The following is a 26235-nucleotide window of genomic DNA, read 5'->3' as shown; positions in this document are numbered from 1 at the left end:
TGATACGGCAGGGCCGCAGTGCATTGCGCACGACCATTATCCCTGTGTTTCTTGTCAGTCCCAAAATGGACCAGACAAAGGCAGGGAATCAGATTTTTTCCGGCTGCAGGGAAAAATGCAAGGCGTGGAGACGCGGCGCATACCCCGCAAAAACAATTCACCTACCCGTGTTTCAACGTAACATAGAGACAATGCAGCTGGGTTAGTTCTCGCCTCCGAATTGCTTTTTTCATTACCGGAGCGATCGGATGAAACGGATAACTACCTTTATAATACTACTGGCCGCCGGCCCGATAGTTTCGGGTTGCTCGAGTACGGAGCAGACGGCGGCAAACATGGCCGCGCAACGAGAGCGCTGCCGCGTCTTCGGCTACTACGAAGGCTAGCGGGATTTCGCCGACTGCATGATGAAACTCTCCATGCAGCAAAGCGAATTGAGGCAACAGACTTTCGATACGATCTGGAGCAGCGCCGGGAACTCGGGTCCGGTCGTTATCAACAATAGAAAATGACGAATGCGCGCGCCTCTTGCGGCTGGATGAGGGACGGCTTGCATCGTCAATCGGCCGGTGACGGTTTTCGATCCGAAGCGCTCCGCCTTGCTTCGGGATCGACGCCGGCGGGATCCCTCACTCCCGTCGGCATTTTTCAGGCAAACAAAAACCGGCAGGATTGCTCCTGCCGGTTCTTTTTATGGACGCGACGCCTGCTTAGATGGTCTTCGCGAATGCGACAGCCGTGTCCGACATACGGTTGGAGAAGCCCCACTCGTTGTCGTACCAGGACAGGATGCGCACGAAATTGCCTTCCATGACCTTGGTCTGGTCGATTGCGAAGATCGAGGAATGGCTGTCGTGGTTGAAATCGCGGGAAACCAGCGGCTCGTCGGTGTAGCCGAGGATACCCTTCAGCTTGCCATTGGCGGCAGTCTTGATGGCTTCGTTGATTTCTTCAACCGTGGTGGCGCGCTTGGCAATGAACTTGAAGTCGACAACCGAAACATTCGGAGTCGGAACGCGGATCGACGTGCCGTCCAGCTTGCCCTTGAGGTGCGGCAGAACGAGGCCAACGGCCTTGGCGGCGCCGGTCGAAGTCGGGATCATGGACAGGGCTGCGGCGCGGGCGCGGTACAGATCCTTGTGCATCGTGTCCAGCGTCGGCTGGTCGCCGGTGTAGGAGTGGATCGTGGTCATGAAGCCATGATCGATACCGACGACGTCATCGAGAACCTTCACGACCGGCACGAGGCAGTTGGTGGTGCAGGACGCATTGGAAATGACGAGGTGATCCTTGGTCAGCTGGTCGTCGTTGACGCCGAAGACGACTGTCAGGTCCGCGCCGTCAGCCGGAGCGGACACGATGACCCGCTTTGCGCCGGCCGTCAGGTGAGCGGCGGCCTTGTCGCGGGCGGTGAAGATGCCGGTGCATTCCAGCGCGATATCGACGCCGAGTTCCTTGTGCGGCAGCGTTGCCGGATCGCGAACGGCGGTCACCTTGATCGGCTTGCCGCCACCGACGGTGATCGTGTCGCCTTCGACCTTCACTTCGGCCGGGAACTTGCCGTGGATCGAATCGTAGCGCAGCAGGTGGGCGTTGGTCTCCACCGGGCCGAGGTCGTTGATGGCGACGACTTCGATATCGGTGCGGCCGGATTCGACGATGGCGCGCAGGACGTTACGGCCGATGCGGCCGAAGCCGTTAATGGCAACTTTTACAGTCATTTACAGTCTCCCGAACAAAAATGGGCGTGGTCTTTGCGGAGTGGTAAGGGCTTTTGAAGCCCTCACGCAAGTTTTGCCTCGACTGCGGCGACGACGGCTTCCGCCGTGATACCGAAGTGCTTGAAGAGATCCTTCGCTGGCGCGGAAGCTCCAAAGGAGTGCATGCCGACGAATGCACCATCGTTGCCGATGAAGTAATCCCAGCCCTGGCGGATGGCGGCTTCGACCGCGATCTTGACCGGAGCCTTGCCGATGATGGCGTTGCGATAGGTTTCCGGCTGTTCCTTGAAAAGTTCGAAGCAGGGAACGGAAACGACACGGACGGAAACGCCGTTGTCCTTCAACGTTGCGGCGGCCTTCAGCGCCACTTCGACTTCCGAGCCGGATGCGAAGATTGAAACCTTGGCGTCGCTGGCGGAGACGATTTCGTAAGCGCCGTAAGCCGAGAGGTTCTTCTCTTCATATTCCTTGCGCGAAGGAGCCAGATTCTGGCGGGTAAGCGCCAGCGCCGAGGGACGGTGCTTCTGCTCGAGAGCCAGCTGCCAGCATTCCGCCGTCTCGGTTTCATCCGCCGGGCGGAAGACGAGCAGGTTCGGGATCGCGCGCAGAGCTGCGATCTGCTCGACCGGCTGGTGGGTCGGGCCGTCTTCGCCAACGCCGATGGAATCATGCGTCAGGACGTGGACGACGCGGATGCCCATGAGGGCAGCCAGACGGATCGACGGACGGCAGTAGTCCGAGAAGATCAGGAAGCCGCCGGCATAGGGAATGAGACCGCCATGCAGTGCGATACCGTTCATGGCAGCGGCCATGCCGTGTTCGCGGATGCCGTAATGCAGGTAACGACCGGAGAAATCCGTCGGGGTGATGGACTTCATCTGGCTGGTCTTGGTGTTGTTGGACGGCGTGAGGTCAGCAGAGCCGCCGATCATTTCTGGCAGCACGCCGTTGATGACTTCGAGCGAGTCTTCCGAGGCCTTGCGGGTCGCAACGGTCGGGTTGTTTTCGATGATCTTCTTCTTGAAGGCGTCGATCGAGCTGTCGAAGTTGCCCGTCAGGTCACCGGCGAAGCGGCGCTTGAACTCGGCCTTCTTGGCCGTCTCGGTTGCTTCGAGGCGAGCTTCCCAGTCCTGGCGGGTCTTGGTGGAGCGCAGGCCGGCGAGACGCCATGCGTCGAGCACATCTTCCGGAATGACGAAGGCTTCGGCTTCCCAGTTCAGGCTCTTGCGGGCGGCGGCGATTTCTTCTGCGCCGAGCGGGTTGCCGTGAACCTTGTGGGTGCCCTGCTTGTTGGGCGCGCCGAAACCGATGACGGTCTTGCAGGCGATGAAGGTCGGGCGGTCGGATTTCTGTGCGGCTTCGATGGCGGCGGCAATCGCGTCCGGATCGTGGCCATCGACGCGGATGGTGTTCCAGTGAACGGCCTGGAAGCGGGCGATCTGGTCGGTGCTGTCGGACAGGCCGACTTCGCCGTCGATGGTGATGTTGTTGTCATCCCAGAACAGAACGAGCTTGTTGAGCTTGAGATGGCCGGCAAGAGCGATGGCTTCGTGGCTGATGCCTTCCATGAGGCAGCCGTCGCCGCACAGGACATAGGTGAAGTGGCTCTGCAGGTCGGAGCCGAATTCCTCTTCCAGCTTGCGTTCGGCGATTGCCATGCCGACGGCGTTGGCGATGCCCTGGCCGAGCGGGCCGGTCGTCGTTTCAATGCCGGTCGCATGGCCATATTCGGGGTGGCCGGCGGTCTTGGAGCCGAACTGACGGAAACGCTTGATCTCGTCGATCGTCATGTCCTCGTAGCCCGTCAAATAGAGCAGCGAGTAAAGCAGCATCGAGCCATGCCCTGCCGATAGCACGAAGCGGTCGCGATCCGCCCAGAGCGGAGCCTTGGGATCGAATTTCAGGTAACGGGTGAAGAGAACGGTGGCGACATCGGCGGCGCCCATCGGCAGACCGGGATGGCCTGAATTGGCCTTCTCCACTGCATCCATGGCAAGAAAGCGGATCGCATTTGCCATCCGGTTGTGTTTGTCGCGAGAAATCATGGCTTTTCCGTCTGTTTCCGGGTGAAAGGAGATAGTTTTACGCAACTATCCAAAAAGCGGGTTGATCCATAGCAGGTGAGGCCGGCAAGTCAATAAATCCACGGGCGTTTGCGGTTCGTCCGAAGATAAAAATCGTTTAGAAAATCGGCTGTCACGATAAAATTCATGCGACAGAGGCTAGTGCTTCTTCGTTCATCCACAGAGCAAAACGCCTCAATGCACTGGTTTGATTGACGGGATGGTAAATCGGGTAATAACCTCTTGGATGTTGAAAAGGCCTGAAACCGGACGATTCGGCCGGTGGCGTGCGAGTTGGAAAAAACGATGTCGGCTGACAAGACCGTACAATCTGCGCTGACGGAGCTGAATGCTGCCATCACAAATCTCGAAAACGCCATCGATATGCGTATCGAGCGGCAAAGGGAGACGGGCGAAATCGACAATGAGGTCAAGCGGGTCCATGTCGACCGCGCCAGGCTCGCACACGAGCTTGATCAGGCCGAGTTTCGCGCCAACCGTCTTGAAGAAGTCAATCGCGAGGTTTCCCGCCGGCTGGTAACGGCCATGGAGACGATCCGCGCGGTGCTGGATCGATAGGAGCGGTTTCATGGCCCAAGTCACTGTTATGATCGACGGCAAGGCCTATCGCATGGCGTGCGAGGCGGGACAGGAAGACCACCTGACCGATCTTGCCACGCGCTTCGATCGTTATGTCGGGCATCTCAAGAGCCAGTTCGGTGAGATCGGCGATCTTCGCCTGACCGTCATGGCGGGCATCATGGTGATGGACGAGTTGTCCGAACTCAATCGCAAGATCGAGAAGCTGGAAGGGGAGGTTACATCCCTTTCTCTAAACCGCGACGGCATGGCCGAGCACCAAGCGAAATCGGACGAAATGGTGGCGCTCGCCATCGGCGATCTGGCCGACCGCCTGAACGGGATTACCGAAAAACTGCTGGCGCGGCCGAAGCCCGCCGCGCATTGATGGCCTGAAGGGTTCTGAGGCGACAAAATTTCGCGCGCTGCCCTCTGGCGGTTTTCTCCGATCCGTCCTATATCTGGGATGCGTTCTGCGCTTCCCGACAGGAACCACAATCCCTGGGGCCATACTCGATCCAAAGGGAGCTGTCCCTGGCCAGTCCCGTGGGGCTGGACACACGGTGCCCACCTACTTTTGTAGGCGCCCAGGATCGTAAATCTCCATCGGTCGCCGTGGATCGCGCTTGAAGTTTCGGATCAACCCCCCGGGCTTCCCTGTACTCTTGATATATTCGACAGTCATTTTTCATAACTGCCGGACGCGGCTTTTTTATATTGCCGTCATTGCAATGGCGGAACAATTCCCTATTATCCGGAATGGTATGTCTGTCATGCCCTTTAAAAAAGGGTGCTGCGGTCAAAACCGCGACGTGCCGTTCAACAGCCCAAAGAGCTAAACTTGTTTACTGAAATTATGATCGTGGTCCTGCTCACCGTATTGAACGGTGTGCTTGCCATGTCCGAGCTTGCCGTTGTCTCCTCCAGACCGGCGAGGCTTAAGGTGCTTGCCGCGCAAGGCAGCAGGGGCGCCACCATGGCGCTCGGCCTTTCCGAAAATCCCGGGCGGTTCCTTTCCACGGTGCAGATCGGCATCACGCTGGTCGGCGTTCTCTCCGGTGCGTTTTCCGGCGCCACGCTTGGCGCCAGGTTCACCGGATGGCTTCTGGAGCAGGGTGTTCCCGATCGTGCCGCCGATGCCATCGGTGTCGGCTCCGTGGTCGTTGCCATTACCTATCTGTCGCTGATCGTCGGCGAGCTGGTGCCAAAGCAGATCGCCCTGCGCGATCCTGAAAAGATCGCCGCCCGTGTCGCGCCCACGATGGTGATGCTTTCACGTGTCGGCGCGCCGCTCGTGTGGCTGCTGGATAAATCCGGCAAGGTGGTTCTGGCAATTCTTGGCCATAGCGGTGAGTCCAACGCTTCGGTGACGGACGATGAAATCCGCACTGTTCTGGCAGAAGCCCACAGCGCCGGCGTGATCGAGACCGAGGAATCGGCGATGATCACCAGCGTCATGCGCCTTGCCGACCGCAATGCGCGCGGCCTGATGACGCCGCGTCGCGATGTGGAAGTGGTCGATATCGAAGACAGCGCGGAGGAAATCCGCGAGCAGCTTCGCCAGACGCAGCGTTCGCGCCTGCCGGTGCGCAACGGCGCCTCCGATGAAATTCTCGGCGTGCTTTTCGCCAAGGACGCTTTCGATGCGCTGGCTTCCGGCAAGGAACTCAATATTCGCGAGCTTCTGCGCGAAGTTCCGGTCGTATCGGATCTGACGAGCGCGGTTGATGTCATCCAGTCCCTGCGTCGCTCCACCGTGCACATGGTGCTGGTCTACGACGAATACGGTCATTTCGAAGGCATCATCAGCTCCGGCGATGTGCTGGAAGCCATCACCGGAGCCTTCCAGGAAGATGATGACGAGGAGCCGGCCATGGTCGAGCGCGAGGATGGTTCGTTCCTCGTCGCTGGCTGGATGCCCGCCGATGAGTTCGCTGATCGTATGGGCTTCCAGATCGACGAAGATGCCGAGTTCGAAACCGTTGCCGGTCTGGTTCTGGACGAATTCCGGCGCCTTCCGGAACTGGGCGAACACGTCACCCGCAATGGCTGGCGTTTCGAGGTCATCGATCTCGATGGCCACCGTATTGACAAGGTTCTCGTGAGCAGGGCCGCCTGATGCCCGGTGACGTTGCCGAAAAAGCAAGGTTGCGCGGCGAAAGGCTCGCCGTGCGCGATGCTCTGACGCTCGCGGAACGGCAGCAGAAAAGCCAGTCCATTGCGGCCCATGGCTCCGCTGGCATCCCCTTCACGCCGGGCGTCGTGATTTCCGGTTTCATGCCGATCCGCTCCGAGGCCGATACCCGGCCGCTGATGGAAGCGTTGCGGACAAGGGGCGGGCGTCTTGTCCTGCCCGTTGTGCTGGATCGTGAAACCATTGTCTTCCGCGCCTTTGAAACGGATACGCCGCTGGTGAAAACCGGCTTCGGCACGACCGGGCCAGGCGAGGATGCGGCGGTTCTCGATCCGGACATTTTGCTCGTGCCTCTTTCTGTCTTCGATTGCAAAGGGCAGCGGGTCGGTTATGGCGCGGGTCATTATGACCGCGCCATCGCGCGGTTGCACGCCAGGGGCCGTCGGCCTGTTCTCATCGGCGTCGCCTTTGATTGTCAGGAAGTGCCGTCCGTCCCGGCCGAGCCGCATGATGTGCCGCTTCACGCCATTCTGACGGAAAGCGGCCTGCACTGGTTTTCCGCTCCGTCATCGATCTCCGATGGTGGGCAAAAGGTGCTTTAGCACTTTTTAAAAGATGGATTACCCGCTAGAGGGGACGGAATTTTTAAAACATGCGCAAGATCGGGGCGGGTGAATGAGGCTTCTTTTTCTCGGAGACATGGTTGGCAAGACCGGACGCACGGCTGTCTGGGAGCGATTGCCTGGGCTGATTTCCGATCTGAAGCTCGATTTCGTCATCGTCAATGGTGAAAACGCCGCCGGCGGTTTCGGCATTACCGAGGATATCTATCTCGAAACCATCAATGCCGGCGCCGATGTCGTGACCACCGGCAACCATGTCTGGGACCAGAAGGAAGCCGTTTCCTTCTGCGAGCGCCACGACCAGTTCCTGCGGCCGGCCAATTATCCGGATGGGACGCCGGGCAAGGGTTCGGGCATTTTTTATGCCCGCAACGGCGCGCGTATCCTCGTCGCCAACATCATGGGCCGGGTGTTCATGCATCCGGAATTGGACGATCCCTTCAAGTCGGCGGAAACCATTCTTGCCGCCTGCCCGCTGAAGGAACAGGCCGACGCCATCATCTTCGATTTCCATGCGGAAGCGACGAGTGAAAAACAGTGTTTCGGCCATTTTGTGGATGGCCGCGCGAGCTTCGTTGTCGGCACGCATACCCATGTCCCGACGGCGGATGCGCAGATATTGAATGGCGGCACGGCCTATATGTCTGATGCCGGCATGTGCGGCGATTACGACAGCTCGCTTGGCATGGAGAAGGAAGAGCCGATCAACCGCTTCATTTCCAAAATGCCGAAGGGCCGTTTCGAGGCTGCGAGCGGGCCGGCGACGATCTGCGGCGTTGGCGTTGAAATTTCCGACCGTACCGGGCTTGCCGAAAAGATCGCGCCGCTGCGCATCGGCCCGCGGCTTTCGGAAACACTGCCTTCCTTCTGGGCTTAAACTTCTGCGGTAAGCGTTCACAATGACGAGAGTCTGAGCCTTTCGCCGTTCTTGTAACTGGACGCCCCGCAAAACCTGCCTCATCCTCCAACCTTCGCAAGTTCAGGGGAGTGGCATGATGCTGCGCGTGCTAATGCTTGCAATGACCGGGCTGATCACCTGTGTGGGAGCCGCCTTTTCACAGACGGCGAGCCGGCCTCCTGTCAGCCAGTGCCAGGCGATTGCCCAAAATATCCCCGGCGTGATGTTCGCGAGCTTCAATATGCCCGGTGTCCAGCTGGCGCAGGCCATGGCTAAGGAAGAGGTGAAGATCAGCTTCATCGGCCATTCCACCTATCTGATCGAAAGCCCCGAGGGCGTGACGATCGCCACGGACTATAATGGCGTCTATCGACCTGCCGTCACGCCGACTGTCGTGACGATGAACCGGGCGCATTCAACGCATTTCACGCTCAATCCGGACCCGGCCATTCAATATGTGCTGCATGGCTGGAGTGATACGCCGGGAGAAAAAGCCGAGCACAGGGTTCTGGTGGGCGATGTCTATATCCGCAATGTCGCAACCGACATCCGCAACCGCTGGGGAGATTACGAGTCCTTCCAGGAGAACGGCAATTCCATTTTCATCTTCGAGGTTGCCGGGCTGTGCATCGGCCACCTCGGGCATCTGCATCATGAGTTGACGGATACGCATTATGCCGAGATCGGCCGTCTGGATGTTCTGATGGTGCCGGTGGATGGCGGCCTGACCATGGGGGCGGATAGCATGAGCCGGGTGGTCAAGCGCCTGCGCTCCGCCTTGATCTTGCCGATGCACCGCACCGGCCCGCCGCTGGAGCAGTTTCTGACGATGTTCGGGGAGAATTTCCAGATTGCCTACGCCACGGATCCGGTGATCCGGGTTTCGATGAGAAACCTTCCCCGCCAGCCGCAGATACTGGTGCCAAAAGGCATGTAGCATGGCGGCGGGCGAGGAAGGCCGGGGGAGCCGTTTCTCAGGCAAAGGTGAGATGCTGGCGAACGCCGACATCAGGCGTCTTGTCATCCGACATATTGGCCTTGGCGATTTCCCAGCCGAATTTCAGCGTGCTGTCGGTCGACGCCCAGATGTCGGCATCATCAACGTGAAGCGCCAGCATCGTCAGTTGGGGATCAGTTTTTCCATGCTCGTACCAGGCGGCGGTAACGGAATTCCAGTATTCGTCGATCTTCGCCTTGTCGTCTCGCGCCTCCAGAATACCGGAGAGACAGGCGTGGTAATCATGATCCTTGCCGACGACGCAGAAATGCGCGCGCGAGCCTGACTTCAGGGATTTTACGAGATCGGTATCCTTCTTGGAAAAAAACCAGATGGTGTTGGTCTTAGGGTCAGCATGAGGCGCCATGGGCTGCATGTGGTTGTGCAGACCTTCGAGACCGAGCATGCCGGCATGGACGGAATTGATCTCGTCCCAGAGCTGGCGGGCCGGGGCTTCTCGTGCTTCAGTCAGGCTGACCATATGTTTTCTCCTTCCGGTCTGTTGCTGCGATGGAGAGAAATCATGTGCCCTTCCGTCGCGTTCATGATCAGAACGAAGAGCGGATAAATCAGTTCCTTCTGATGTTGCGGCAAGAGAAAGCGCTTGCGGGGTTGAATGGCGCGGCTATCGCACTTATAAGGCCCGCAATCTCCAAATTACGACAATCAGGTTTTCCATGGCTGGTCATTCACAGTTCAAGAACATCATGCACCGCAAGGGCAAGCAGGACTCCGTACGGTCCAAAATGTTTTCCAAGCTTGCGCGCGAAATCACCGTTGCGGCAAAGACGGGCATGCCCGACCCGAACATGAACCCGCGCCTGCGTCTGGCGATCCAGAACGCCAAGGCCCAGTCCATGCCGAAGGACAATATCGAGCGTGCGATCAAGAAGGCGTCCGGTGCGGACGGCGAAAACTATGATGAAGTCCGCTATGAGGGTTACGGCCCGGGTGGCGTTGCCGTCATCGTCGAAGCCCTGACCGACAACCGCAACCGCACCGCCTCCAACGTTCGCTCCATCTTCACCAAGGCCGGCGGTGCGCTTGGCGAAACCGGTTCGGTCTCCTTCTCCTTCGACCGCGTCGGCGAAATCTCCTACAAGGCTGAAGTCGGCGATGCCGACAAGGTCATGGAAGCCGCCATCGAGGCCGGTGCCGACGATGTCGAATCTTCCGAAGACGGCCACACCATCATCTGCGGTTTCGAAGCGATGAACGAGGTTTCCAAGGCGCTGGAAGGCGTGCTGGGCGAAGCCGAAAGCGTCAAGGCCATCTGGAAGCCGCAAAACACGGTGCCGGTGGATGAAGAAAAGGCGCAGTCGCTAATGAAGCTCATCGACAATCTCGAAGACGATGACGACGTGCAGAACGTCTATTCCAACTTCGAAGTGTCCGAAGAAATTCTCGCCAAGCTTTCGGCCTGACGTCTCATGTTTCAAAAAAAGCCCCGATAGCGATCCGCTCCGGGGCTTTTTGTTTAGGCGGCCTTTTTTATGGAGGTTCGGACCTCTGCGAAAATCTCGACCGACCGCAGCCGCTTTTCGATGTCATGGATCGGCATCGAGACAATCAGCTCATCCGCCTGCGTTTCCGCCAGGAAACCGTCGAGATGGCGCTGGATCGTCTCAGGCGAGCCCACGGCTGCGAAACGTAGCGTGTGTTCGACAGAGAAACGCTCCATCTCGTTCCAGTAATCGTCCATGCTGTGCACCGGCTTCGGAAACTGCGTGCGCACGTTGCGGCGCAGGTTGACGAATTGCTGCTGCGACGAAGTGAAGAGGTGTTGCGCCTCCTCGTCCGTGTCGGCGCCGACCCCCATCACCCCCACCATCACATAGGGCTTGTCCAGTACTTCGGAAGGCTGGAAGCGCTCACGATAGATATGGATTGCTTCCATCAGCATATCGGGGGCGAAATGCGAGGCGAAGGAATAGGGCAGGCCTAGGGCTGCGGCGAGATGTGCGCTGTAGGTGCTGGAGCCGAGCAGCCAGAGGGGTACGTTGGAATTCATGCCCGGCACGGCAAGGATCGCCTGATCCGGCTGCGGCGGGCCGAGGTAACGCTGGAGTTCGACGATATCGTGCGGGAAGTTTTCCGCGCCGGCATCCAGGTTGCGGCGAAGCGCCCGTGCCGTGCGCATGTCAGTTCCGGGGGCGCGGCCGAGACCGAGATCGACACGGCCGGGAAGCAGCGCCGCAAGCGTGCCGAACTGCTCAGCGATGACGAGCGGGGAGTGGTTGGGCAACATGATGCCGCCGGAGCCGACGCGGATATGTTTCGTGGCCGCGCCCACATGGGCGATGACGAGCGATGTTGCCGCGCTGGCAATGCCCGGCATGCCGTGGTGCTCCGCCAGCCAGATGCGGTTATAGCCGTGCTCTTCAGCCTTGATCGCCATGCGGCGAGAGTTCTCGAGCGCCTCGCTGACGCTCTCGCCCTCGCCGATGGGCGAAAGGTCGAGAATGGAAAAGGGGATCATCCGACGCTCCTGCGAAATTGAAATCTTTGCTGCGGATGTAAGGCGCGTGTCCCGATTTACCAGAGAAGTCGCGCAGAATTGAAGGATGGTTCAAAAAAATTGGGGCCTCCGAAGAGGCCCCGGTCTTTTGCCTATCGACCGTCTCAGCCCGCCCGCCGGAATTGCCGGTTCGCGCGATGTCCAGCGGCCTCATTCTCCGGAGCCATTACGAACTGTCCGAGCCTGCCGTCCATTTCGCCCGCTTCGGAGGCGAGATTGTGAATGGCGGCCGTCGTTTCTTCCACCATGGCGGCATTCTGTTGGGTCATGGTGTCGAGGCTTGTGACGGTGCTGTTGATTTCCGAGAGCGTATGCGCCTCCTCGCGGGTGGATTCCATGATCTCCTCAATGCGCGCGCTGATGGTCTGGACATGCTTGCCGATGCCGGAGAGCGACGTGCCTGCTTTTTCCACCAGCGCCACGCCGGCGGAAACCTCGTCGGTGGAGCGTTTCAGCAGACTGGTGATTTCTTTTGCGGCCGCCGCGGATCGCTGCGCCAGTTCGCGCACTTCCTGCGCCACGACCGCAAAGCCCTTGCCGGCTTCGCCTGCGCGGGCTGCTTCCACGCCTGCATTGAGGGCGAGAAGATTGGTCTGGAAGGCAATTTCGTCGATAACGCCGATGATCTGGTTGATCTGGCGCGACGAGGTCTGGATCGCTTCCATGGCGGCGATTGTCTGCTCCATCACGCGGCTGGATGCCGTGGCCTCTGCACTGGCGTCGCGCGCGATCCGCGTTGCCTGTTCGGCGCGTTCGATCTGGTCGCGGACGGCTTCGGTGATCGCCTTGATAGCGCTTGCCGTTTCGGTGATGGAAGCTGCCTGCCGCTCGGTGCGTTCGGCGAGCTGGTCAGCGCCCACCCGCATTTCCTCGGAGCCGCCACGAACGGCGGCGGAATTGCCGCCAATGGCCTGCATGGTTTCGCTGAGCCGGGAAAGCGCCGTGTTGAAGTTATGGCGCAGGCTTTCCAGATCTTCGGGGAAGATGGTTTCGATACGATAGGCGAGGTTGCCGTTCGCCAGCCGGTCGAGCCCCTCATCCAGCGATTGCACGACCATCTGCAGGGTGCCTGCCTCGGCCTCACGCTCGGCAAGATGCGCGCGCCGCGCCGTTTCGGCTTCCTCCCGCGTGCGCGAAGCAGTCTCTTCCATTTCCCGTTGAAGGATGAGTTTTTCACGGAAACTTCCGAGCGCTCGTGCCATACGGCCAATCTCGTCCTTCCGGTCCTGATTGCCGATTTCGGCATCGAGACGGCCCGCTGCCACTTCGCCGGTCAATCCTGCAAGCTTTTCCAGCGGTGCGAACAGACGCCGCGCGAAGAAGGCCGTCGCCGCGCACATCGCGGCCAGAACACAAAGGCCGATCATGGCAAGCGTGCCGGCAATTGAAACCGAGCCCGCATTCAATTCACTGCGCAGCATGCTTTCCACCGCCAGATATTTTTCACCGGCGAAAGAGAAAGGGCGGGCATAGGCATTGGCCTCGCCATCCGCACGGTCAATCTTGGCAATCGTCATGCCTGTCGCATTCAACGCCTGCCCATGGAAGCCATAGATTGCCGGATCGAGGCCAACCAGCCTGTTGCCCTCCACGCCGATAACCTTGCCATCGGCGGACACGATTGCGGATTGTTCGGAACTGCCGGCCGTCACACCCTTCGTGAGGATCTGGCTGAAGACCTCTTCCTTGACCCGGAAGAGAACGACGCCCTTGAACGCGCCGAATTTGACGACCGGAACGCCGAAATAAACGCCGGCCTCTTTCGTGGCCGCATCGATGCGCAGGCCGGAGAAGCTGGTCTGTGCCATGTCGTTCACGGCCTTTTCGGCATTCGCAGCGCCGCGTGCGAAGGCCGCGCCGAGGCCGCTTTCCGTCCAGGCGCCGCCTGCGATGGTTTCCCCGAAGGCCGGTCCCTTCAGGTAGGAATAATAGACCGTGCCTGCCGGATCGATGAAGAGAACGTCGCTGAACGGCGTTTCCTGCAAATAACCGCCAATATCCGTCTGGGTCTTCTCGTGGGTCGAATAATAAAAGCCGCTCGGGCTTTCCGGCTTGATCAGCTTTTCCTTTTCGTTGAAGGGGTTTTCCCTGACGAAGACGCGCTGCAGTTCCGCCTTCGCGTCGCCGGAGTTCTTCTGCACGGTTGCCCAGCCGCTGCGCATGGAAACAACGGCCATCTGCAGCGATTCGATCTTGGCGATGGAATCTGCCTGCGTTTTCAGCTGCTCAAGACGCTCCTGGAGCATGTCGCCACGAAAGACGAGAATGCTCTCCATGGATTTCGACGCCTGTTCTTCGAGAACGCCGCTGCTGCTCTGATAGCCGAGAAGTGTCAGAGCCCCGGTCGAGATCGCCATAAGCGCCAGGAAAATCGCCAGCACTTTGGTGGATATGGAATGAAAACGGTTCAACATGGCCGATGCAGCCCTCAATGCCGGATCAGTTCCCGCGCCATGCATGCATGGCGCCATCGGACGGCTGATATGGCGAACATATTGCGCTGCGGATCGTCATGTCCGCAGCTCCCCTTTTTTGATTTTGTGGGGGAACAATGCGACACGCGGTTTAAGCAGAGGTAAATGCTGCACTGCAAATTTGACGAATGTTGTCGTTTTGTTCACTTATGGCTGGCAGGGTCGCAGCCGGAAAGATAAGGTGCCTCATGCAACAGACGATTCGAATCATCGGTATTGACCCCGGATTAAGGCGTACCGGCTGGGGGGTGATCGACACCCTCGGAAACAGCCTGCGGTTTGTCGCCTCCGGCACGGTGACGTCGGACGGTGATTTGGATTTGGCCTCCCGGCTCTGCCAGTTGCATGACGGGCTAGCGGATATCGTGCGCAGCCATCGGCCCGACGAGGCGGCGGTGGAGCAGACTTTCGTGAACAAGGATGCGGTTGCGACCTTGAAACTCGGTCAGGCGCGCGGCATCGCCATGCTGGTTCCGGCACGCGCAGGACTGCCGGTCTTCGAATATGCGCCGAACGCGGTCAAGAAGGCCGTGATCGGCGTCGGGCACGGCGAAAAGCAGCAAATTCACATGATGCTGAAAATCCTGATGCCGAAGGCCGAATTCAAGGGTAACGATGCGGCGGACGCGCTCGCCATCGCCATCTGCCACGCCCATAATCGCGGCGGTGACAGGATGCGGCGACTGCTGGCGGCCGGTTAATATTTAAAGTCTCATTGCAGCGGGCGGCATCATGATCGGAAAACTGAAAGGCAGCATCGAGGAAATCGGCGCGGACTATGTGCTGGTGGATGTGCACGGCGTCTGTTACGTGGCCTATTGTTCGGCGCGCACGCTGGCGAAAATCGGCTCCGTCGGCGAGGCGGTGGTGCTGTTTATCGAAACCTATGTGCGTGAGGACCAGCTGAAGCTTTTCGGCTTTCTTTCGGCGCTGGAGCGGGAATGGTTCAACCTGCTGCAGAGCGTGCAGGGGGTGGGCTCGAAAGTGGCCTTGGCCGTGCTTTCCACGCTGTCGCCCTCCGAATTGGCCAATGCCATTGCGCTACAGGACAAAACGATGATCTCACGCGCACCGGGCGTCGGGCCGAAGGTGGCGGTGCGTCTTGTGACCGAGCTTCGCAACAAGGCGCCTGCCTTCGCAGGAGAGGCTTCCGCCTCGATCGGCCTGAAGCAGGAGCTTGGCGAAGGCGTCGCATCCGCGCCGGTTGCGGATGCCGTCTCCGCGCTTACCAATCTCGGCTATTCGCGTGACCAGGCCGCCAATGCGGTTGCCGCCGCGCTGAAGAACGGCGGTGAGGGCGGCGACAGCGCCAAGCTAATCCGGCTCGGGCTGAAAGAGCTTTCGCGGTAAGGACGCCCGTCAAGCGGATATGGAGCCCGGTCTATCCTGAATTTCGTGAAGCGCTTTGAAGCGATAGTCGTGATATAGGGGCGACGACCACCTGATGAATTCGATTAGAACAATGGAATGCCCTGAATGAGCGATGCGGAGAGACTGATCACCCCCGAAAAGCGCGGTGAGGACATCGACACCACCCTGCGTCCGCAATCGTTGGACGATTTTACCGGCCAGGCGGAGGCCCGCGCCAATCTCAAGGTATTTATCGAGGCGGCCAAGAACCGTGGCGAAGCGCTGGATCATGTGCTGTTCGTCGGCCCGCCCGGTCTCGGCAAGACCACCCTGGCGCAGATCATGGCCAAGGAACTTGGCGTCAACTTCAAATCCACCTCCGGGCCTGTCATCGCCAAAGCGGGTGATCTCGCCGCACTTCTCACCAATCTGGAAGAGCGCGATGTGCTCTTCATCGATGAAATCCACCGCCTCAATCCGGCGGTGGAAGAAATTCTCTATCCGGCAATGGAGGATTTCCAGCTCGACCTCATCATCGGTGAAGGACCGGCGGCGCGCTCGGTGAAGATCGATCTTTCCAAATTCACCCTTGTGGCCGCGACGACCCGTCTGGGGCTTTTGACGACGCCGCTGCGCGACCGTTTCGGAATTCCCGTCCGGTTGGCTTTCTATACCGTCGATGAGCTGGAACTGATCGTCCGGCGCGGCGCGCGGCTGATGGGGCTGAACATGACCGACGAGGGCGCGCGCGAGGTCGCAAGGCGCGCCCGCGGCACGCCGCGTATCGCCGGGCGGCTATTGCGCCGCGTGCGCGATTTCGCCGAGGTGGCGCGGGCGGAAGCCGTTACCCGCGAGATCGCTGATGAGGCTTTGACGCGGCTTCTGGTCGACAATATGGGCCTCGACCAGCTGGACATGCGTTATCTGACCATGATCGCCGTCAACTTCGGCGGCGGTCCTGTCGGCATCGAGACCATCGCCGCGGGCCTTTCGGAACCGCGCGACGCCATCGAGGACATTATCGAACCCTATATGATCCAGCAGGGCTTCATCCAGCGCACGCCGCGCGGGCGTATCCTGACCGGGACAGCCTGGAAACATTTGGGCATGCAACCGCCGAAGGATCTCGAGGCGGCGCAGTTCCGGCTGACGCTGGAAGATGATTGAGGGAACAAAGCAGACTTGTCGGCCTTGATCGTCTTTTAAACGGAGATGATCATGTCGGCATATCGCAAGGGTACGAAGGTTCGCTGGAAATGGGGTAATGGAACCGGCGAAGGAAAAATCGTCGAGATCTTCACGGAAGATGTGGAGAAGACGATTTCCGGTTCCAAGATAAAGCGCAAGGCAAGCAAGGACGAACCCGCCTATTTCATCGAACAGAACGATGGTGCGAAGGTTCTCAAGAGCAAATCCGAGCTTGAACACGCCGATTGAAAGGCGCCGCATCAGGCGTCACAGGAAAGGACGCCCATGCCCTACGATCCGTTGCGGGTCTTCCGCAAACTCGCTCGCAACAACCGCCTGGCCAATTTCAGGCTGCATCACGCGTGTTTCCAGCTTCCGCAGGATGATTTCGTCGCGCACCGTGTCAGTTTCTTCCCGACGCTCAGGGCAACGCTCAATCATATCTACATTGTCGACCGGTTTTATATCGACGCCCTCAAGGGCGGCACGCTTGGCTATGCCGCTTTTGTCGATGAGGAACCCTTTGCCACCATCGCGGCGCTGCACGAGGCTCAGGTGGGGCTCGATGAGGTGTTGATCGCCTTTGTCGATGGCCTCGATGAAGACGGTCTTGCTGCGATTGTTGATATCCATCGTGGCACGCGTATTCAGCAGGATCGGTGCGACGATGTCCTGTCACATCTCTTCCAGCATCAGACTCACCACCGCGGGCAAGCGCATGCGATGTTGTCGGGAACAACCATCAAGCCGCCGCAACTGGATGAATTCATTGTGGGAGATGATTCAAAAGCGAGAAAAGACGACATGGATGCGTTAGGGTGGACGGAAACCGATTTGATGTTTCCAGTCCGCAGGCCAGTACCATGACGCACGATACCAAGCAGGACACTCGCATCCGCATGAAATTCAAGCCGAAGCGCATCTTCCAGATGCGTGTTGCGGGATTGGCGTTTCGCGATGGCCATGTGCTCGTGCACCGGGCAACGCATGAAAAATTCTGGACGTTTCCGGGTGGCCGCGCCGAAATGGGCGAGCGTTCCGACGAAACGCTGGCGCGTGAAATGGTCGAGGAACTTGGTGCCGAGGCCAAGGTCGGGCGGCTCCTCTGGGCAGTGGAGAATTTTTTCCACTACGAGGGCAAGGACTGGCACGAACTCGGGTTTTATTACCTGATGGATTTGCCGGACACACTCGCATTCCATCCCTCTGACATCATTCACCGCGTTCAGGACGGCGATAACGAACTCGAGTTCCGCTGGGTCGCGGCAACCCGGCAGGCATTGACGGCGCTCGATATTCCGCCCTATTTCATCGCCGACGAAATAGAGAACCTGCCGAAGGCCACACGACACCTCGTCTGGCATGACGGCGATCTGGACGATAAATGACCTCTGCGCCTGAACGCCACATGATCCGGCTGGAGCGGAAACCGCAGCTTTTCAGCATGCGGGTTGCGGCGCTTATTTTCCAGAATGATCATGTTCTCGTTCAGCGCGGTGTTGGCGACAGCTATTGGGCCCTGCCGGGTGGTCGGGCGGAAATCGGCGAAAGCTCTGAGGAAACCATTATCCGCGAAATCGGTGAGGAACTTGACCGGGATTGTTCGGTCGAACGCCTTCTCTGGTCGGCCGAGAATTTCTTCACCTTTGGCAAGTACGCAGCCCACGAGCTGGGATTTTATTATCTGATCTCACTTCACCAGCCTTTGCCGTTCCATGAAAGCGATATCGTGCATCGGGTGCTGGATGGAGTCGAAGTGGAATTCCGCTGGCTGGCCGCCCAGCGTGCTGCCCTACTGCAAAATGATCTCCGACCCCGGTTTATCGCGGAACGTATCGAGGCGCTGCCTCCGTTGCACGCGCATCTTATCGTTCGGGAAGGTCGGGCCCGTGTAGCCAAAATTCTCAAGGAGACACTATGAGCGAGCTTGTAGTTTCGCTTTCGGGCGAACTCATCGACCATGGCCACCGCCTGACACAACGCGTCTATTATGAGGATACGGATTTTTCCGGTCTCGTTTACCACGCCCGTTATCTGCATTTTCTCGAGCGCGGCCGCACCGATTACCTGCGGTGCCTGGGCTGCGAACAAAGCGCGCTTCTGACCGCCGATGAGGAGGGTCTGGTCTTCGTTGTTCACCGCATGGAGATCGATTTCAAGAGCCCGGCGCGGATGGATGACGTCTTGACCATCACCACCATCACCGAAAAGGCGGGCGGCGCGAAAATGGTGCTCAATCAGGAAATCCGACGCGGCGAAACGCTGCTTGTCGCCGCCAAGGTCATCATCGCCGTCATCAATGCCAATGGTCGGCCGAGGCGGCTTCCGGAGACGGTAGCGGAAAAATTCCTGAAGTAATCGGCGGCCCGGTCCAGTAAACTCGTCCTGCGTGGCCGGGCTGTAACACTCCTTTAACCATAATGGTGTCTTACTTTAGCAACTGGTATTTGTGCGGCGCACGCCTTCCTTTCACCAAATTTATTGGCAAGTAAGGCTTACTGGCAAGTATCGGGGTATGGCTAAGGGGTTGGCGGCTGCGGCCGCATAGCTTCGAGCGTTAACACGCGTTTGAATCGCCCGGTCCCGTACCGGGCGTTTGGATTCGGGGATTGGATATTTATGGAACAGGCAGGTTTGGCAGCGGCGACGCACGATGTAAGTCTCTGGGCGCTGTTTATGCAGGCGGGCCTCATCGTGAAGCTCGTGATGATCGGACTTATCGCCGCCTCGGTCTGGACGTGGGCGATCGTCTTCGACAAGTATGTGAGCTTCGGCAAGGCAAAACGCCAGTTCGACCAGTTCGAACAGGTGTTCTGGTCGGGCCAGTCGCTTGAAGAGCTTTACCGCACGCTGGCGGAACGCCAGAACGGCGGTCTTGCGGCGATTTTCGTTTCCGCCATGCGCGAATGGAAAAAGTCCTTCGAGCGCGGCGCACGCTCGCCCATCGGTCTGCAGATGCGTATCGACCGGGCGATGGACGTGACGATTGCGCGTGAAGGCGAACAATACGAGGCGCGCCTCGGTTCGCTCGCCACCATCGGTTCGGCCGGTCCCTTCATCGGTCTTTTCGGTACGGTCGTTGGTATCATGACCTCGTTCCAGGCGATTGCCGGTTCGAAGTCCACCAACCTTGCGGTCGTGGCGCCGGGTATCGCCGAAGCGCTTCTGGCGACAGCTATCGGTCTTGTCGCGGCTATTCCCGCGGTTATCGCCTACAACAAGTTCACGGCCGACGCGCATAAGCTTTCCGCCCGCATGGAAGGTTTTGCCGACGAGTTCTCCGCGATCCTGTCACGCCAGATCGATGAAAAACTTCAGACGCGGCAGGCCGCCCAATAAGCGGCCGCATGCTGTGCAGTAATTTGCCGCAAGGCAAAATGGAGTAGATGATATGGGTATGTCAGCAGGTGGCGGCGGCGGTTCCGGTGGACGCAGGGGGCGCGGCGGACGACGCAGGGGCGGTGCGATCAGCGAGATCAACGTGACGCCGTTGGTCGACGTCATGCTCGTGCTGCTCATCATCTTCATGGTGGCGGCGCCGATGATGACTGTCGGCGTGCCGATCGACCTGCCGCAGACATCCGCCAATGCGCTGAACTCGGACACGCAGCCGATCACGATTTCCGTCAATGCCAATGGCCAGATCCATTTGCAGGAAACCGAAATCCAGGCGGCCGAAGTGGCCGACAAGCTGCAGGCGATTGCCACGACAGGTTATAATGAACGCATCTTCGTGCGCGCGGATTCCGTTGCCGCATATGGCGTCGTTGCCGATGTGATGGCGCGTATCCAGGCGGCTGGTTTCAAGAATATCGGCCTCGTGACCCAGCAGAAACAGGACAATTGACGTAAAGCGATGAAGGGCAGCCTTACCACATCCGCGATCGTGCACGCGTCGCTTCTGGCTTTCGCCCTTGTTTCCCTGGGCTCGCCGGAGCCGCTTGACGTGTCGCAGGCAGAGGCCCTGCCGGTGGAACTGGTGCCTATCGAGGAGCTGAGCCAGATCCAGCAGGGCGACAAGAACGCGCCGAAAGCGGAAAAGTCAGCCCCGGTGCCGACTACGCGGCCGGATATTGTCGAGAACGCCCAGAATGTCGGCAACAACACGGCCGATATCGAAGCGCCGCCGACCCCGACCACCAAGCCCAACGACAATCTCAGCGCCGCCGCTCCGCCAAAGCAGGAAAAGCCGCAACCCGTCGTCGATACCAAGGCGAACGAGGTAAAGGAAATCGTCAAGGAAGAAACCTCGGCTCCGAAGCCGCAGGAAATGGCTGCCTTGCCGCAAACAAAGCCCGAGATCGCGCCGCAGCCGAAGCCGGAACCGCCGCCGCAGGAAACCAAGGCCGAAGAGCCGCCGCCCGCGCAGCAGGAACCGGCCGAAATCCCCGTGCCGCAGAACGTTCCTCGCCCGAATTCCCGCCCCGAGCCGCCGAAGCCGGAAGAGCCGAAGCAGGCTGAGACCAAGCCCGCAGAGCAGAAGCCCGCTGAAAAACCGGCCGAGACCAAGCCCGATCAGGCGAAGTCAACTGACAAGCCTTCCGACAAGAAACCCGGCGAGAAGAAGCAGGAGACTGCGAAATCGGCCTCTTCGAAGGAAAGCGATTTTAACGCTGACGATATCGCTGCGCTTTTGAACAAGCAGGCGCCTTCGGGCGGCGGCGCAAAGCGTTCCACCCAACAGGCCTCGCTTGGCGGCAAGAAGACGACGGGCGGTTCGACGCTCAGCCAGACGGAAATGGATGCGCTGCGCGGCGCGATCCAGAAGAACTGGCAGATCATTCCCGGCATGGCAGATGCCTCGGACGTTCGCGTCCGGGTCACCATGAAGCTCGACCGTGATGGGTCGATCATCGGTCGGCCCGAGATCGAGGCGACCGGCGGTTCCGAAGGGACGCGCCGTGCTCTTTCCGGCGGAGCGTATCGCGCCATCATGCGTTCTGCTCCTTTCACGAACCTTCCTGCCGATAAATATGACGCATGGAACGAAGTTGTCGTGAACTTCGATCCCAGTGAATTGCTATGAATGCTGAAAGGCCTGGCAACATGAAGATATTTTCGCCGATCCGGCTGGTGCTCGCTTTCGCGGCCCTCATGTCGGTTTTCTCCGCACCGGCTTTTGCGCGGGTGGAAATCAACATCAACAAGGGCAATGTCGAGCCGCTGCCCATTGCCATCACCGACTTCATGTCGAGCGACGGCATCGGCGCACAGGTTTCCGCGGTGATTGCCGCCGACCTGCAGCGCTCCGGCCTATTCGCGCCGGTCAACAAGAACGCTTTCATTGAAAAGATCAGCAATCCGGATCAGCAGCCGCGTTTCGAGGACTGGAAGGTCATCAACGCCCAGGCGCTCGTGACCGGCCGTGTCACGCGTGAAAGCGATGGCCGCCTGCGCGCCGAGTTCCGTCTGTGGGATACGTTCGCGGGCCAGCAGATGACCGGCCAGCAGTTCTTCACCCAGCCGGAAAATTGGCGGCGCGTCGCCCACATCATCGCCGACGCCATCTATGAGCGCATCACCGGTGAAAAGGGCTACTTCGATACCCGCGTCGTTTTCGTCTCCGAAAGCGGCCCGAAGACGGCCCGCAAGCGCCAGCTGTCGATCATGGATCAGGACGGTTTCAACGTCCGCAACCTCACCAATTCGAACGATATCGTTCTGACGCCGCGTTTTTCGCCGAACCGTCAGGAAGTGACCTACATGTCCTTCGAAGGCCAGCAGCCGCGCGTTTACCTGCTGCAGCTGGAAACCGGACAGCGTGAAGTTGTCGGCAATTTCCCCGGCATGACCTTCTCGCCGCGCTTTTCGCCGGATGGCCAGAAAGTTATCATGAGCCTGCAGCAGGATGGCAATGCCAATATCTACACCATGGACCTGCGTTCGCGCACCACAACGCGGCTGACGAATACAGCCGCTATCGATACCGCGCCGTCCTATTCGCCGGATGGTCAGCGTGTTGCCTTCGAAAGCGACCGTGGCGGCCGCCAGCAGATCTACATCATGAATGCCGATGGTTCCGGGCAACAGCGCGTTTCCTTTGGCGACGGTTCCTATTCCACGCCGGTATGGTCTCCGCGCGGCGATCTAATCGCCTTTACCAAGCAGTCGGGCGGCAAGTTTTCGATCGGCGTGATGAAGCCCGACGGTTCGGGCGAGCGCATCCTGACCAGCGGCTTCCATAATGAAGGTCCGACCTGGGCGCCCAACGGTCGCGTGCTGATGTTCTTCCGTCAGAACGCCGGCGCGGGCGGTCCGCAGCTCTATTCGATCGACCTGACGGGCTATAACGAACAGCTCATCAAGACGCCGACTTTCGCTTCGGATCCGGCATGGTCGCCGCTTCTGGACTGATATGACTGCCATGACGGCGTCGGTATGAACCGGCGCCGTCATGTTTTACTTGATACGATGGGGAAGTGCGCCTCTTTCTTGCCGCAAAGTGTTGTGAGGGAGCAAAAGGTGGGACATTTCCTTTCTGTTAACCATAAGCGTTTGCCGGCTATTAACCGCGATCAGTTAGTGTCCGGCAACGTTATTGAAATCCTAAGGAGAGACCGGCGATGAGCCGTACACACATTTCGGCACTCAGCCCCATGCAGAAACTGGCCCGTAACCCGGCTGTCATCGCCATGACGCTCGCGCTTGCTCTCGCAGGCTGCGCGAACAAGAAGAACATGCCGAACAGCGCCGGTGAACTCGGCCTCGGTGGCGCGGGCTCCGCAACGCCGGGCTCCCAGCAGGACTTCACGGTCAATGTCGGCGACCGTATCTTCTTCGACACCGACTCCACTTCGATCCGCGCCGACGCCCAGCAGACCCTGCAGCGTCAGGCCCAGTGGCTGGCCCGTTATCCGAACTACGCCATCACCGTTGAAGGCCATGCCGACGAACGCGGCACGCGTGAATACAACCTGGCGCTGGGCGCTCGTCGTGCGGCTGCAACCCGTGACTTCCTGGCTTCCCAGGGTGTTCCGGCAAGCCGCATGAAGACGATCTCCTACGGCAAGGAAAAGCCGGTCGCGGTTTGCGACGACATTTCCTGCTGGTCCCAGAACCGCCGCGCTGTGACGGTTCTCGGTGGCGCGGGCATGTAATGGCCTGACGTTATTGTGAACGAGAATGAAAGGCGGTCTTCGGGCCGCCTTTTGTTTTTTTCATAGTTTGGCCGAAGTTAAGTTGCTTTTTCGGTTGATATGGAAAAAATCCGGCTTGCGCCATTCCGGTGCAAATCAGTTAAGGCAGGACGAATGAGATGAAGAAACTTGTCGTGGCGGGAATGCTGGGGCTTGCAGCCTGCACCGGCTTGAGCGGCATCGCCGTTTCGGGTCCGCTGTTCGGTGCGGGGGGTAGCTTCGGCACGATCAACTCTCAGCAGCCCCCGGTCGTCCGGGTTCAGGCCAATGAAGCCTATCGGGTTCAGCAGCTTGAAGAACAGATCCGGCAGCTCAACGGCCGTATCGAGGAAATGAGCTTCCAGCTTCTGCAGATGCAGGAGACGATCCGCAAAGCACAGGAAGACAATGAGTTCCGCTTCCAGGAACTGGAAAGCGGCAAGGGTGCAAGCCCGACCGCTGCGCCGAAAAAGAAGGCTGAAGCCAGTCCGGTCAATCCGGCCACGCCGCCGACCGACGACGTTGCAACGATCATCGAAACGCCACCCGAGGGTGGCGCTTCCGTTTCTCCGTCTGCTCCCTCCAGTGCTCCGACAGGCGCGCCGGGTGAGACGACGCTCGGCTCGATTGAACTCGATTCCAAGGGAATGCCGGTTGGCGGCACGTTGAATCAGGGTGCAAACAATTCCTCCGCCAGCCTTCCAGGCGTCAACACGGGCAATAGCCAGCGCAAGACCGATCCGGTGAATACGGCCGCGCTTACCAGTGAAGGCGATATCTATCAGGCCGCTTACGGCCATGTTCTTTCGGGTGACTACAAGCTGGCGGAACAGGGGTTCCAGCAATATCTGCAGGGTTATCCCAAGGGCGCGAAGGCCGCGGATGCGAGCTTCTGGTTAGGCGAGGCGCAATATTCTCAGGGCAAATTCAATGAGGCCGCAAAAACCTTCCTGAACGGCCATCAGGCCTACGGCAAATCTCCGAAGGCGCCGGAAATGCTGATGAAGCTCGGCATGTCGCTTGCCGCTCTCGACAATACAGAAACCGCCTGCGCCACGCTGCGCGAGGTGCCGAAGCGTTATCCCAGTGCCTCGAAGACCGTGCTGAACAAGGTTGCCAGCGAACAGAAGCGCCTGAGCTGCTGATTTTTCCCTGTCATGGCGGGTATTTCCATGCCGGTTGACGCCCGCATTCTGAGCGAAAAGACTGTTGCGCCGCTCGCGGCGGCGAGGTCTTTTGTCAAAAATCTGCACACGCCCGCCCATATCCTTGTCGCAATCTCTGGAGGCAGTGATTCCTGCGGCCTGTTGCTGGCATTGCATGAGGCAGCGGCGGAGATGGGTCAGGAACGGTTACGCCTTTCCGCCGTCACAGTCGACCACGCGCTGAGAGCGGAATCCGCCGATGAGGCGCGCAAAGTGGCGACGCTCTGCGCCGAACTTGGCATCCCCCATTTCATCCGCCGATGGGGGGGCGACAAACCGGTCTCCGGCCTTTCCGAAGCCTCCCGGCTTGCCCGCTACCGCCTGATTGCCGAGGTCGCCCGCGAGACCGGCGCTGATCTTGTCGTGACTGGACATACAATCGGCGACCAGCGCGAAACCGTGGCGATGCGCGCCGCCCGGAACGGCGGTTCTGACAATCTTGGTCTCTCCGGCATGGCGGATGCGGTCTTATACGATGGCCGTCACTGGGTCATGCGGCCGTTCCTGAGGTGTGAGAGGCAGGCGATCCGCGACTATGTGTCTTCCCGCTCACGCGGCTGGTTTGACGATCCGAGCAATGAGAACACCCGATATGAGAGAGTGCGTGTACGGCAGACGCTTCTCGTCTCTCCCGTCCGGATCGATGCGGAAACCTCTTTCAAAAGGCAGGCGCTTTCCGAAACAACGGCCGCTTTCCTGCGCGGCCACACACAGGTCTTTCATGCTGCGCTCGCCAGATTGGCCGGCGATAGTGTCAATCCCGATCTTCCCGCGTTCCGGCATGGGCTGGCGACGCTGATCGCAACCCTTGGCGGAAGGGCATATTTTCCGGCCGCAAGCAGCTTCGAGCGCGTTTTGCGGTTCCTCGATAAGGCTGAAAACGGGCGGTTGACGGTTGGTCGCGTCCTGCTCGATCGCCGGCGGGACGGGCTTTATATGTTCCGCGAGCAGCGAAGCCTGCCAGAGCTACATATTGGCGCATACGAACTGATGCTGTGGGACGATCGTTTCTTCGTAAAGAACGGATCGGCTTTTCCAGTGCATGTCAAAGCGCGCAGAGCGAGCAATGCTGCGGAAGCCGCCGCACTTTTTCCGTCAGTACCTGTTGGCGTGGCGAAACAGGCAATGGCCGGCCTGCCGCAAATTGCCGCAGCGGCCGACGGGCCGGTTTCGTGGGTGGAGACTGTCACCATCACGCCGAGGCTTGCGCCTTTCGATCTTTTCCTACCGCGTTTCGACCTTGAGTTGGCGAACGCAATCGCCAATTTATTCGGGCGCGCCGCATATCCACAGCCCCCGGTTTAAATCCGGCCTCTTTTTCGTGAATTGCCATGGAATAGTTTTTACACCAAAACGCATCAGAAAATGCG

27 protein-coding genes and 1 other RNA gene are annotated in these 26235 nt (G+C 59.4%); 23 read left to right on the top strand and 5 right to left on the bottom strand.

What is annotated here, in order from left to right; translation table 11 throughout:
• Positions 1 to 710: 710 nt before the first annotated feature.
• Together gap and tkt are read right to left on the bottom strand one after the other, a co-directional pair.
• Positions 711 to 1721, bottom strand: coding sequence for a type I glyceraldehyde-3-phosphate dehydrogenase (gene gap / locus ACQZ48_RS03470; RefSeq protein WP_137411395.1), 1011 nt, complete (start codon positions 1719 to 1721; stop codon positions 711 to 713).
• Positions 1722 to 1783: 62 nt separating this feature from the next.
• Positions 1784 to 3766 carry a transketolase gene (tkt, locus tag ACQZ48_RS03465; RefSeq protein WP_077985291.1) on the bottom strand — a complete coding sequence of 661 codons (1983 nt, stop codon included), beginning with the start codon at positions 3764 to 3766 and terminating at the stop codon, positions 1784 to 1786.
• A 324-nt stretch (positions 3767 to 4090) separates the two neighbouring features.
• Between tkt and ACQZ48_RS03460 the strand changes: the two genes are divergently transcribed.
• From ACQZ48_RS03460 to ACQZ48_RS03430, 7 genes are all read left to right on the top strand, one after another.
• Positions 4091 to 4363: a DUF4164 domain-containing protein gene (locus ACQZ48_RS03460; RefSeq protein WP_035263131.1), complete on the top strand. Its 273-nt coding sequence runs from the start codon at positions 4091 to 4093 to the stop codon at positions 4361 to 4363.
• A 10-nt stretch (positions 4364 to 4373) separates the two neighbouring features.
• Positions 4374 to 4751 carry a cell division protein ZapA gene (locus tag ACQZ48_RS03455; RefSeq protein WP_077985290.1) on the top strand — a complete coding sequence of 126 codons (378 nt, stop codon included), beginning with the start codon at positions 4374 to 4376 and terminating at the stop codon, positions 4749 to 4751.
• Positions 4752 to 4830: 79 nt separating this feature from the next.
• A non-coding RNA gene (ssrS, locus tag ACQZ48_RS03450) (6S RNA) lies at positions 4831 to 4989 on the top strand.
• Positions 4990 to 5219: 230 nt separating this feature from the next.
• Positions 5220 to 6482, top strand: coding sequence for a hemolysin family protein (locus tag ACQZ48_RS03445; protein ID WP_162520614.1), 1263 nt, complete (start codon positions 5220 to 5222; stop codon positions 6480 to 6482).
• A complete protein-coding gene (locus tag ACQZ48_RS03440) occupies positions 6482 to 7099 on the top strand; it encodes a 5-formyltetrahydrofolate cyclo-ligase (RefSeq protein ID WP_269834075.1) in 618 nt (205 codons plus the stop codon). The genes ACQZ48_RS03445 and ACQZ48_RS03440 overlap by 1 nt, the downstream gene beginning before the upstream one ends.
• 73 nt (positions 7100 to 7172) lie before the next feature.
• Complete coding sequence (locus tag ACQZ48_RS03435; RefSeq protein WP_077985287.1) at positions 7173 to 7997, top strand: TIGR00282 family metallophosphoesterase; 825 nt, start codon at positions 7173 to 7175, stop codon at positions 7995 to 7997.
• A 115-nt stretch (positions 7998 to 8112) separates the two neighbouring features.
• Positions 8113 to 8955, top strand: coding sequence for an MBL fold metallo-hydrolase (locus ACQZ48_RS03430; RefSeq protein WP_448728536.1), 843 nt, complete (start codon positions 8113 to 8115; stop codon positions 8953 to 8955).
• 37 nt (positions 8956 to 8992) lie between these two features.
• Here ACQZ48_RS03430 and ACQZ48_RS03425 read toward each other — a convergent pair whose 3' ends face one another.
• On the bottom strand, positions 8993 to 9496 hold the full coding sequence (locus ACQZ48_RS03425; RefSeq protein WP_077985286.1) for a pyridoxamine 5'-phosphate oxidase family protein: 504 nt from the start codon (positions 9494 to 9496) through the stop codon (positions 8993 to 8995).
• Positions 9497 to 9692: 196 nt separating this feature from the next.
• Between ACQZ48_RS03425 and ACQZ48_RS03420 the strand changes: the two genes are divergently transcribed.
• Entirely contained in the window at positions 9693 to 10439 is a 747-nt protein-coding gene (locus ACQZ48_RS03420; RefSeq protein ID WP_003523214.1) for a YebC/PmpR family DNA-binding transcriptional regulator, read from the top strand.
• A gap of 53 nt (positions 10440 to 10492) precedes the next feature.
• Here ACQZ48_RS03420 and ACQZ48_RS03415 read toward each other — a convergent pair whose 3' ends face one another.
• Together ACQZ48_RS03415 and ACQZ48_RS03410 are read right to left on the bottom strand one after the other, a co-directional pair.
• Positions 10493 to 11494, bottom strand: a complete 1002-nt coding sequence (locus ACQZ48_RS03415) for an LLM class flavin-dependent oxidoreductase (RefSeq protein ID WP_080795015.1) — start codon at positions 11492 to 11494, stop codon at positions 10493 to 10495.
• Positions 11495 to 11637: 143 nt separating this feature from the next.
• Positions 11638 to 13947, bottom strand: a complete 2310-nt coding sequence (locus ACQZ48_RS03410) for a methyl-accepting chemotaxis protein (protein WP_191216817.1) — start codon at positions 13945 to 13947, stop codon at positions 11638 to 11640.
• A gap of 248 nt (positions 13948 to 14195) precedes the next feature.
• Between ACQZ48_RS03410 and ruvC the strand changes: the two genes are divergently transcribed.
• From ruvC to tilS, 15 genes are all read left to right on the top strand, one after another.
• Positions 14196 to 14708, top strand: a complete 513-nt coding sequence (gene ruvC, locus ACQZ48_RS03405; protein WP_191216816.1) for a crossover junction endodeoxyribonuclease RuvC — start codon at positions 14196 to 14198, stop codon at positions 14706 to 14708.
• Between the two features lie 31 nt (positions 14709 to 14739).
• Complete coding sequence (ruvA, locus tag ACQZ48_RS03400) at positions 14740 to 15357, top strand: Holliday junction branch migration protein RuvA (protein WP_077985283.1); 618 nt, start codon at positions 14740 to 14742, stop codon at positions 15355 to 15357.
• Positions 15358 to 15483: 126 nt separating this feature from the next.
• Positions 15484 to 16524: a Holliday junction branch migration DNA helicase RuvB gene (ruvB, locus tag ACQZ48_RS03395; protein WP_080795023.1), complete on the top strand. Its 1041-nt coding sequence runs from the start codon at positions 15484 to 15486 to the stop codon at positions 16522 to 16524.
• Positions 16525 to 16575: 51 nt separating this feature from the next.
• Positions 16576 to 16794, top strand: a complete 219-nt coding sequence (locus tag ACQZ48_RS03390) for a hypervirulence associated TUDOR domain-containing protein (RefSeq protein ID WP_137411402.1) — start codon at positions 16576 to 16578, stop codon at positions 16792 to 16794.
• 36 nt (positions 16795 to 16830) lie between these two features.
• Positions 16831 to 17412, top strand: coding sequence for a DinB family protein (locus ACQZ48_RS03385; protein ID WP_191216815.1), 582 nt, complete (start codon positions 16831 to 16833; stop codon positions 17410 to 17412).
• Positions 17409 to 17933, top strand: a complete 525-nt coding sequence (locus tag ACQZ48_RS03380; RefSeq protein ID WP_077985280.1) for an NUDIX hydrolase — start codon at positions 17409 to 17411, stop codon at positions 17931 to 17933. Before ACQZ48_RS03385 ends, ACQZ48_RS03380 begins: the two co-directional genes overlap by 4 nt.
• The gene (locus ACQZ48_RS03375; RefSeq protein WP_142914104.1) at positions 17930 to 18466 is read left to right on the top strand and encodes an NUDIX hydrolase; all 537 of its coding nucleotides are present in this window, start codon (positions 17930 to 17932) and stop codon (positions 18464 to 18466) included. The genes ACQZ48_RS03380 and ACQZ48_RS03375 overlap by 4 nt, the downstream gene beginning before the upstream one ends.
• Positions 18463 to 18903: a tol-pal system-associated acyl-CoA thioesterase gene (ybgC, locus tag ACQZ48_RS03370; RefSeq protein WP_077985278.1), complete on the top strand. Its 441-nt coding sequence runs from the start codon at positions 18463 to 18465 to the stop codon at positions 18901 to 18903. The genes ACQZ48_RS03375 and ybgC overlap by 4 nt, the downstream gene beginning before the upstream one ends.
• A gap of 261 nt (positions 18904 to 19164) precedes the next feature.
• Positions 19165 to 19884, top strand: a complete 720-nt coding sequence (tolQ, locus tag ACQZ48_RS03365) for a protein TolQ (protein WP_003497570.1) — start codon at positions 19165 to 19167, stop codon at positions 19882 to 19884.
• Between the two features lie 52 nt (positions 19885 to 19936).
• Positions 19937 to 20392: a protein TolR gene (gene tolR / locus ACQZ48_RS03360; RefSeq protein ID WP_077985277.1), complete on the top strand. Its 456-nt coding sequence runs from the start codon at positions 19937 to 19939 to the stop codon at positions 20390 to 20392.
• A 9-nt stretch (positions 20393 to 20401) separates the two neighbouring features.
• Positions 20402 to 21571: a hypothetical protein gene (locus ACQZ48_RS03355; protein ID WP_077985276.1), complete on the top strand. Its 1170-nt coding sequence runs from the start codon at positions 20402 to 20404 to the stop codon at positions 21569 to 21571.
• A gap of 20 nt (positions 21572 to 21591) precedes the next feature.
• Entirely contained in the window at positions 21592 to 22899 is a 1308-nt protein-coding gene (gene tolB / locus ACQZ48_RS03350; protein WP_137411405.1) for a Tol-Pal system beta propeller repeat protein TolB, read from the top strand.
• Positions 22900 to 23108: 209 nt separating this feature from the next.
• Positions 23109 to 23642 (top strand): peptidoglycan-associated lipoprotein Pal, encoded by a 534-nt coding sequence (gene pal / locus ACQZ48_RS03345; RefSeq protein WP_077985275.1) that lies wholly within the window; start codon positions 23109 to 23111, stop codon positions 23640 to 23642.
• A 158-nt stretch (positions 23643 to 23800) separates the two neighbouring features.
• Positions 23801 to 24805: a tol-pal system protein YbgF gene (gene ybgF / locus ACQZ48_RS03340; RefSeq protein WP_162520608.1), complete on the top strand. Its 1005-nt coding sequence runs from the start codon at positions 23801 to 23803 to the stop codon at positions 24803 to 24805.
• A gap of 27 nt (positions 24806 to 24832) precedes the next feature.
• Positions 24833 to 26170: a tRNA lysidine(34) synthetase TilS gene (tilS, locus tag ACQZ48_RS03335; RefSeq protein WP_191216814.1), complete on the top strand. Its 1338-nt coding sequence runs from the start codon at positions 24833 to 24835 to the stop codon at positions 26168 to 26170.
• Positions 26171 to 26235: the final 65 nt, after the last annotated feature.

It is taken from the genome of Agrobacterium sp. 22-209-1, from assembly GCF_053522485.1.
This window is presented reverse-complemented; position numbering and strand designations above follow the sequence as displayed.